We start from the raw sequence: 8,869 nt of genomic DNA, 5'->3' as shown, positions 1-8,869 counted from the left end.
GCAGCCGCCCGGCCGCACGGGCCGAGTGGGCCCGTGCGGAACCACCCGGGCGGGCCATGGTGAGACCCGCCGTCCTCCCGCCCACGTGGACTATCTACTCTCTACTCTGGTGAAGATGGAAAGCGTGATCATTGCGGGCGGCGTGGGAACGGTCATCGAAGATGGCGATCCCCGATCAGACCGTGGCCGCTATATCACACCACGTAGCCACCGCGGGCTGGCCAGCGCAGGGTGACCGGCATCGCCGGGTAGCCAGCCGCAGGAATCGTCCCCTTCAGCCATCAAGGAGCCGTTGCATCCCATGACCGAGCTTTCAACGCCGCCCGCGGAACCCGGTCGCGAGATCCTGGTGATAGGCGCCGGTCCAGCGGGTCTGAGCGCGGCCTTCCAGCTGCACAAGTACGGGATCGCCTCCACCATCCTCGAGGCGGACGACCAGGTCGGCGGCATCTCCCGGACGGTCGAGCGCGACGGCTGGCGGTTCGACATCGGCGGCCACCGGTTCTTCACCAAGGTCCGGGCGGTCGAGGAGCTCTGGCACGAGATCCTCGGCGACGCCGACTTCCTGCTGCGGCCGCGCAAGAGCCGGATCTTCTACAACGGCGCCTACTACGACTATCCGATCAGCGCCGGGAACGCGTTGCGCAACCTCGGCCCGGCCGAGGCCGCCCGGTGCGTCGGCTCGTACCTGTGGGCCAGGGCCCGGCCGCCGAAGGATCAGACGGACTACGAGAGCTGGCTGGTCGCCCGGTTCGGCTGGCGTCTCTACCGCACCTTCTTCAAGACCTACACCGAGAAGGTCTGGGGGGTGCCGGTCAGCGAGATGCCGGCCGACTGGGCCGCCCAGCGGGTCAAGAGCCTGTCGCTGGCGAACGCCATCGTCAACGCGGTCTCGCCGCGCCGCAACCAGAAGAAGATCACTTCGCTGATCGAGGAGTTCCAGTACCCCAAGTACGGCCCCGGGATGATGTGGGAGGTCTGCCGCGACAAGGTCACCGCCGCCGGCAGCAAGGTGGTGATGAACACGACCGTGGTGGGCGTCAGGCACGCCGATGGCCGTGCGACGGCGGTCGTCGCACGCGACGGTGACGGGGGAACCACCGTCTACCCCTGTACCGACGTCGTGTCGTCCATGCCGATCTCCGAGCTGATCACGGCGATGGACCCGCCCGTCCCGGCCGCTGTCGCGCGGGCCGCGCGCGACCTGCGCTACCGGGACTTCATCACCGTCGCGCTCGTGGTGCCCGCCGGCAAGGTGCCCTGGGAGGACAACTGGATCTACATCCACGACCCGCAGGTGCGGACCATGCGCATCCAGAACTTCGGTTCCTGGTCGCCGTTCCTGGTCAAGGACGGCCGTAACGTGCTCGGCCTGGAGTACACGGTCTTCGAGAGCGACGCCGCCTGGACGGCCCCCGACGACGAGCTCATCGAACAGGGCAGGCGGGAGCTGGCCAAGCTCGGCCTTGTCGACTACGAGGACGTCGAGGCGGGATATGTGGTCCGCCAGGGCAAGGCGTACCCCATCTACGACGACCGTTACCGGGCGAACGTCGACGTGATCCGCGGCTGGCTCGCCGAGCACGCCACCAACGTCCACCCGGTCGGCCGCAACGGGATGTTCCGGTACAACAACCAGGACCATTCGATGCTCACCGCGATGCTCACCGCCGAGAACATCGCCACCGGCACGGCCCACGACGTCTGGTCGGTCAACGTCGAGGAGGAGTACCACGAGGAGGGCGCGGGTTCCGCGGCCGGCCGGCCGGGCGGTTCCCTCGGGACGGGGCGCGACGCCCCGGTCCTCCCGCGGGCCTCGGTCGACGCCGCGGCGGGCCCGGCGACACGACCGTGACGGCCGGGCAGGCCGTCACCGGGAACCGGGGGAGCCGTCGGCGGGTGCCCGGCGCTCTTAGCGGCCTGCCGATGTCACCGGCAGTGACGCCCCGTCCCTCCCGCGCCCGGATCCCGGGTATGGGAGAGACGCTGCCGGCCGCCTGGGCGCAGCACCCACCGGCCTGATCGGATGATCACGGCTCGTGGTGGTCGCGACGGTGCTGCGGACGGCGTCGGCCCGTCCACACTCCGGTGCGTTGCCGGGCAGGTGTGGTGCGCCGGTCGCCGGTCGCCGGTCGTTCGCCTGTCGCCGGCGCGGCGGCTGTTCCCGGCGGTTCAGGACGCCTCCCGCTCGCCGTGCAGCCAGATCGACACCGCTTCGGTTCGGCTGGCCGCGTTCAGCTTGCGCAGGATGTGCTTGACGTGGGACTTCACGGTCCCCTCGGAGATGATCAACCGGTCGGCGATGCGCGCGTTGGTGTTGCCGGCGGCCATCAGCCTGAGCACGTCGATCTCGCGCCTGGTCAGACGGGAGTCCGTGGGCCAGGGGTCGTCGTGGAGCGGGCGTACGGGCCGGGTGAATCCGTTGGCCATCCCGTACGAGCCGAACCTGATCGGCTCCTCGATGTCGTTCATCGTCGCCGTCAGCCCGGCGGTGTAGCGCAGCATCTCGGTGCGCATCTGGGCCAGGCGGTCGAGAAGGACCGCGCGCTCCAGCGCGTAGCCCAGGCCTTCGGCGAAGATTGCCAGGATGTCCCGGTCGAAGTCGGCGAGCGCGTCGCCGTGGAAGTAGCGGTCGGCGTGCAGGAAGCCGATCACGTGGGAGGAGGCCGTGATCGGTACCGCGACATAGCTCCTGACGCGGGCCGCATCGACCATCGCCCGGTGGACCCGTGTCTCGTCCTGGACGTTGGTGACGATGAGCGGCCGTCTCCGCCGTACGATCTCCGTCTCGAACAAGGGGGGCACGAGCCTCTGTGGATGGTCCTGCCCGGCCTGCGCGATGGCCTGGGCCCATTCCCTGTCCCCCTCGACGTACACCGTCTCGGGTACCCAGATCGACTCGTTGATACGTGACATGACCGCCCGGTCGAACCCCATCGTGCACACGATGCCCGGGGTTGCCTCGATCAGTTCGGATACCGAGGAGAACGGGTGTAATCGACCGAGAGCGTTCTGAACATTACGGATCGTGCTGGAGTGGTGGTGGGCGTGTTCCTCGCGGACGTCGTCGTCGGTGTTCTTCAGCTGGATGAGCAGTGGCAGCAGGTCATCGGCGCCGGCCAGCTGGTCGGCGGTGGCGCGGTCGCCGGCCGCGGCCGCGCACACGCCGTTCCAGACGGTTTCCAGCGCGCTGCTGGCGGCGGGTAAGTCGTTGATCTCCGTGGCGTCGGGCAGATGCTGGGAGCACAGGAGTGTCTGGGCCTTGTCGATGATGGCGAGTACCTCGCTCACCGTCCGGTCGGAGATCGACCCCTGGCGTATGCGGTCGCCGGTCATCGGTCTGCGGTTTCTCCCGTGGCACCTGATATCCCCGGTGGGCACGATGAGCCTCCTCGACTGCCAGGCGCCCAACGCTGGCCGCCTGGCAGATCATAAGTCAAAGTCCGGCCTTGGCACGTTCTGTCGATCTCTGTCGCTCGGCCGTGTTACGGACGCGCCAAACCATACGGCTGACTGGCCCACTGGGTCACCCATGCGAACGCGACCGAGCTTCTTTTCCAAAGAGGGTAGCGTGCACGCCGTACGCAGAAGTACCGATTCGTAGCGGATCCTGCCGAATCAACGGCTTATAAGATCATAAATGTTGCTTGTCGAGTTGATTTTCTTGCTTAAAGTAAGATCACGTTGGACGTGAACGGGCCGTCGCGGTCTCATCGTCCGCTCGCCCTGGGCGAGCCGGGTCATCGGGTCGTCGCCGGGCTTCTCACGACGCGACGTGACACGGTGGAGCCAGCTGCGCGGCTGTTGCACGCGGCCGGCCCGCGACGCATGCCTCTTCCCGTTGCGGCAGAGCCCCGTCCCGGCCTCCCGCGGGCGGCGGGGGAGCGAACGGACAGAGCGGGCGAACGGGGCGGAGCGGGCCGCGGCGCCAGGGATGACCCCTGACACCGCGTGCCCCTGGCCCCGGGACGGGAGGCCCGCCTCACGAGCCCCTGCTTCCCGCCGGCCGTCCCGCCATCTCGGTATATCAGTACTTCACAGGTATACCCGTACCTCGCGGTATACCTGTACTTCACGCTGACGGTGTCAGATGGTCTGCACTGTCAGAAGCTGTTCCGCGTGCTGACGGCGCAGCACCTTCTTGTCGTACTTGCCGGTCGCCGTCAGCGGGACGGCGTCCACGAACGACCAGTTCTCCGGCAGCCACCACTTCGCGACCCGGCCCGTCAGCCAGGCCCGTAGCTCCTCGGCGCTCGCGCTCGCTTCCTCCCGCAGCACCACGACCGCGAGCGGGCGCTCCTGCCACCTCTCGTCGGGCACGCCGATGACGGCGGCCTGGAGCACGTCCGGATGGCCGATGATCGTGTTCTCCAGCTCGACCGAGGAGATCCACTCGCCGCCCGACTTGATGACGTCCTTCGTCCGGTCGGTCAACGTGACGTAGTGCAGGGGGTCGACCCTGCCGATGTCGCCCGTGCGCAGCCAGCCGTCGTGGAACTTCTCCGGGTCGTCGTCGCGGTAGTAGCCCCCGGTGACCCAGGGCCCGCGGACCTCGAGCTCGCCGATCGACTTCCCGTCCGCGGGCAGCTCGACGCCGTTGTCGTCGACGATACGAAGATCCACGCCCGCGATCGGCCTGCCCTGGGTGACCCGGAACCGCATCGTCTCCTCTTCGTCGAGGCCGGCCGGCGGCCGGGCGATCGCCGCCAGCGGCGAGGTCTCCGTCATGCCCCAGGCGTGCAGGATCCGGACGCCGAACTCCTTGTCGAAGGCCTCCATCAACGAGCGCGGCACCGCCGATCCGCCGCACAGCACCAGGCGCAACGAGGACAGGTCGGCCCCAGGGCTGCTCCGCAGGTGGTTGAGGATGTCGTTCCAGATGGTGGGAACGGCCCCCGACACGGTCGGGCGTTCCCGGTCGATGGTCCTGACCAGCGTCGCGGCCTGCAGGAAGGGCCCGGGCAACAGCAGATTGGCACCGCTCATCAGAGCGGCATACGGCAGGCCCCAGGCATTGGCGTGGAACATCGGCACGATGGTGAGAATCGTGTCGTCGGCGTTGATGCTGAAACCCTGCGCGGTGCAGGCGGCCTGCGAATGTAACCACAGCGACCGGTGGCTGTAAACCACTCCCTTGGGGTTGCCCGTCGTGCCACTGGTGTAGCACATCGAAGCCGCGTCGCGTTCGTCAACGGCCGGCCAGCCGAATTCCTCGGACTCGGCGGCAAGGACCTCCTCGTACCGGAGAATCTGCTTACCGGAACCCTCCAGGGCGGCGACGTCCCCGTTGCCGTTCACCAGCACCGTGTGCACGCTGTCTATCTTCGGCAGGGCCCCGGCCAGCAGCGGGATCAGGGAGTCGTCAACGATGATGACCTGGTCCTCGGCGTGGTTGGCGATGTAGGCCACCTGGTCGGCGGCCAGCCGGATGTTCAGCGTGTGCAGCACGGCCCCCATCGCCGGTACGGCCGCGTACGCCTCAAGGTGCTGCTGGTTGCTCCACTGGAAGGTCGCCACCCGCTGGTCCCCGACGACGCCGAGCCGGCGCAGGGCGCCTGCCAGCCGGGCGGCCCGTGCACCGGTCTCCGCGTACGTGACGCGGCCGACCCGGCCGGGCTCGAGCACGGTCCGCGCGCCGTGATCCCCGTGGACCGAGGTGCCGTGCGCCACTATCGAACGCACTGTCAGAGGGAAGTCCTGCATGGTGCTTCGCACAGCGCACATCCTTGTTCGTCAGGCCCGGCTTTGGGCCGCGAGCGGGGACACCACCATGTACGGACCGGCCGGAACGGCTTCGGCAACGGCTGGGCGCACCGGTTCACTCCTCGATCACGATGGCGGGCATCGGGCACAGCGATGCCGCGCGTTGTACGGAAGAACGCAGGCCGTCATCCGGTCGGCTATACAACAATGTCACCTGGTCGGCGTCGTCCGCAAGGTTGAAGAGCATGGGTGCTACAAGCAAGCAAGTAGCAAGCAAGTAGCAAGCAAGTGCCGGGCGAGTGGCGGGCACTGCCCATGCCCGGCACGCAGGTCGTGGTTCACGGAGGCATTCACGATGCCTTCTTCCGGCTTTCTCCTTCTGAAAAGCCCGTCCGTACCGGCGCGGGCTGCCCGCGCGGGTGGCCTCGCGGGCCTGCCCGCACGCCCCTGACCTGCGTCTTCGCGCCGCTCGAGGCCCCGCCCGCGGGCCGGTCCCGCGAACCGTCGACAGCGTGGTCCCCTCGGTGGTTCTTTTTTATCGCCGCCGCGTGCTGTCCCAGCTGTCGCCAGACACCCACGATCATGTACTTCGGTGGGCTTGTCTGTCACCGCCGGGAGCCCCTGGCCGCAGAGCCGGGCGGGCCGACGGCGCGCCGGCGCCGGCGGGCGGGCCGCGATGCGACGGGGCAGGGCGGGCGGTCCGGGACGCTCGTCGGCCGCGGCCACCGGTCAGGCCTGACCGGTCAGGTCCAGCTGGTCAGGTCTGACTGGTCAGGCCTGAACCGATCGGCCGGGCCTAGACTTACATGCCACACGCCTCACCGGTTCGGTGCGCAGGCCGGTGCGGTAGGCCCTTACGAACTGGATCTGGCAACGATGACTCCACCGAAGGGAAGAGGCCCCCGGGACGCCGCGGACACGATGGTTCCCGTCGGGGCGCGTCGGCGGCCTGACCTGACGCGTCGTGCGCGTGAACTACTGGTGACAGCCGGTCAGCTGGTCGGAGGCCCGGAGCAGGACGTCGCCCCCCGGCCCGCGGACGGCCTCAGCGGTGTCGACGGGCAGCTCGCGGTCATGGGTGGCCTGCTCCGTGACCGGCTCGTCTCGCCCGCGAAGTACCCGGACGGTGCCTCGCTCGTCAACGTGAGCACGGCGCTGGCGGGGCTGCACACCATCCGCTACGAGATCCACGACTTTCTCGTCCACGAGCGCCTGGAGCGCCTGGACATGCTCGACGCCGGCCTGGCTCAGCTGCGGAAAGTACATGATCCGGACGAGCTGCTGAACCGCGTGTGCGAGTCGGTCGTGCACAGCTGCGGTTTCGACCGGGTGATGCTCTCGCGGGTCGAGGGCTCGGTGTGGCGGCCGTGGAAGAGCTACGCGGTCACCGACCAGGAGGTGGAGCGGACCTTCCGGAAGTGGATCAGTGCCATCCCGGAGATCCCTCTCGACCATCTGCTGCTCGAGAGCGAGATGGTGCGCCGGTGCGAGCCGGCGCTGGTCACCGACGGCGCGCACGACCGGCGGGTCTACCGTCCGCTGCTGGACGCCTCCGAGCTGCGCTCCTATGTCGCGGCGCCGCTCATGCCGACCGGCCGGGTGATCGGGTTCCTGCACGCGGACTACAAGGCCGAGCAGGCGTCCGCCCTCGACCGCGACATCCTGTGGGCCTTCGCCGAGGCGTTCGGGCAGATCTTCGAACGCGCCGTGCTGCTGGCGCGGCTGCGTGACCAGCGCGAGCAGGTGCGCAGCGCGATGCAGACCGTCGAGTCGGTGCTGGACGACCTCGCCGGCGCCGAGATCGATCTCGCCAGCCGGGAGCACGTCACCGCGCTGGCCGCCACCCGGCCCACCAGGATGCTGCACACCGCGCGCTCGTCGAAGATCGAATCTCTTACAGGCCGCGAGCTCGAGGTACTGACGCTGATGGCGACGGGCGCGACGAACAACCGGATCGCCGAGAAACTCGTGATCACCAACGGCACCGTGAAGTCGCATGTGAAGCGCATCCTGCGCAAGCTGGGCGCGGAGAACCGCGCGGAGGCCATCTCCCAGTACCTGCGCCTGACGATCGGCCAGAACCACCTGTAGCGGGGCTGCTTGCGCCCTCGCGGCTCCCGGCACTAGGGTCAAAATGGTCAGACCTTTTCGGGGAGTCCTGGAGGCAGGGTGCGCGCGGTTGTCCTCCACGAGTTCGGCCCGGCGGGCAACCTGCGGCTCACCGACTTCCCCGACCCGCGGCCGGAGCCCGGGTGGGTCACGGTGCGGCTGCGGGCCAGTGCCCTGAACTGGCACGACGTGCTGGTCCGGCAGGGCAGGTACCATTCCCCGCTGCCGCACGTGCCCGGCGCGGACGGCGCGGGCGTGCAGGTGGACACCGGCGAGGAAGTGGTGATCGTGCCCTCGCTGTGGTGGGGCGAGGACGACAGCGCGCCGGGCGCGGCCTGGGAGATCCTCGGCGACCACCGGCCGGGCACCTACGCCGAGCTGGTGCGGGTGCCCGTCGAGTGCGTGGTGCCGAAGCCCGCCGGGCTCAGCTGGCCGCAGGCGGCGGCCCTGCCGCTGGTGGGGCTGACCACCTATCGCGCGCTGTTCACCCGCGGCCGGCTGCGGGCCGGGGAGTCCGCCCTGGTGCTCGGCGCCGGTGGCGGTGTCGCCACGATGGCGGTCGGCCTCGCGGCCGGCATCGGCGCCTCGGTGGTGGTCACCTCGTCCTCGGCCGACAAGATCGATTCTGCCCGGGGGCTCGGGGCCGGCGGTGGCGTGCTCTACACCGAGCCCGACTGGCCATCGGCGGCGAAGGAGCTCTCACCCGCGGGGCAGGGCTTCGACCTCGTGCTGGACTCGGTGGGCACCTGGCAGGAGTCGATCCGGGCGCTGCGGCCGGGCGGCCGGCTGGTGGTCCTCGGCGCGTCGCGCGCGCAGGAGGCGCGCATCGACGTGCGGCACTTCTATTTCGGGCAGTTCGACCTGCTCGGTACCACAATGGGTGGTCCCCGCGACTTCGCCGGGCTGCTGGAGCTGCTGTCGTCCCGGCGGGTGGCGCCCCCGGTCATCGACCGGGTCTTCCCGCTCGACCAGGCCGACCGGGCGCATCAGTACCTCGAGCGGGGCGGCGGGTTCGGCAAGATCGTCCTGACGCAGGACTGAACACCCCGGACCGGGA

General features: G+C 69.3%; 6 protein-coding genes. 3 read left to right on the top strand and 3 right to left on the bottom strand.

The genetic code is table 11. The annotated features are described in order from the left end of the window. Positions 1–301: 301 nt before the first annotated feature. Positions 302–1,855 carry an NAD(P)/FAD-dependent oxidoreductase gene (locus tag AC5LSR_RS00885; RefSeq protein WP_250280868.1) on the top strand — a complete coding sequence of 518 codons (1,554 nt, stop codon included), beginning with the start codon at positions 302–304 and terminating at the stop codon, positions 1,853–1,855. A 317-nt stretch (positions 1,856–2,172) separates the two neighbouring features. Here AC5LSR_RS00885 and AC5LSR_RS00880 read toward each other — a convergent pair whose 3' ends face one another. From AC5LSR_RS00880 to AC5LSR_RS00870, 3 genes are all read right to left on the bottom strand, one after another. Beyond that, positions 2,173–3,336, bottom strand: coding sequence for a LuxR C-terminal-related transcriptional regulator (locus tag AC5LSR_RS00880; protein ID WP_250280867.1), 1,164 nt, complete (start codon positions 3,334–3,336; stop codon positions 2,173–2,175). Positions 3,337–4,086: 750 nt separating this feature from the next. Next, positions 4,087–5,703, bottom strand: coding sequence for a long-chain fatty acid--CoA ligase (locus tag AC5LSR_RS00875; protein ID WP_493468060.1), 1,617 nt, complete (start codon positions 5,701–5,703; stop codon positions 4,087–4,089). 115 nt (positions 5,704–5,818) lie between these two features. Next, on the bottom strand, positions 5,819–5,950 hold the full coding sequence (locus AC5LSR_RS00870; RefSeq protein WP_445548342.1) for a hypothetical protein: 132 nt from the start codon (positions 5,948–5,950) through the stop codon (positions 5,819–5,821). Between the two features lie 734 nt (positions 5,951–6,684). Here AC5LSR_RS00870 and AC5LSR_RS00865 point away from each other — a divergent pair. Both AC5LSR_RS00865 and AC5LSR_RS00860 read left to right on the top strand, forming a co-directional pair. Continuing rightward, complete coding sequence (locus AC5LSR_RS00865) at positions 6,685–7,794, top strand: LuxR C-terminal-related transcriptional regulator (RefSeq protein ID WP_250280865.1); 1,110 nt, start codon at positions 6,685–6,687, stop codon at positions 7,792–7,794. Positions 7,795–7,872: 78 nt separating this feature from the next. Continuing rightward, a complete protein-coding gene (locus AC5LSR_RS00860) occupies positions 7,873–8,853 on the top strand; it encodes a quinone oxidoreductase family protein (RefSeq protein ID WP_250280863.1) in 981 nt (326 codons plus the stop codon). Positions 8,854–8,869: the final 16 nt, after the last annotated feature.

It is taken from the genome of Protofrankia sp. CiP1_Cm_nod4, from assembly GCF_982290645.1.
This window is presented reverse-complemented; position numbering and strand designations above follow the sequence as displayed.

What these genes read in the sequence shown, in the direction of transcription:
- AC5LSR_RS00885 (WP_250280868.1), top strand. Translation starts at nt 302, where the DNA reads ATGACCGAGCTTTCAACGCCGCCCGCGGAACCCGGTCGCGAGATCCTG.
- AC5LSR_RS00880 (WP_250280867.1), bottom strand. Translation starts at nt 3,336, where the DNA reads ATGACCGGCGACCGCATACGCCAGGGGTCGATCTCCGACCGGACGGTG.
- AC5LSR_RS00875 (WP_493468060.1), bottom strand. Translation starts at nt 5,703, where the DNA reads ATGCAGGACTTCCCTCTGACAGTGCGTTCGATAGTGGCGCACGGCACC.
- AC5LSR_RS00870 (WP_445548342.1), bottom strand. Translation starts at nt 5,950, where the DNA reads ATGCTCTTCAACCTTGCGGACGACGCCGACCAGGTGACATTGTTGTAT.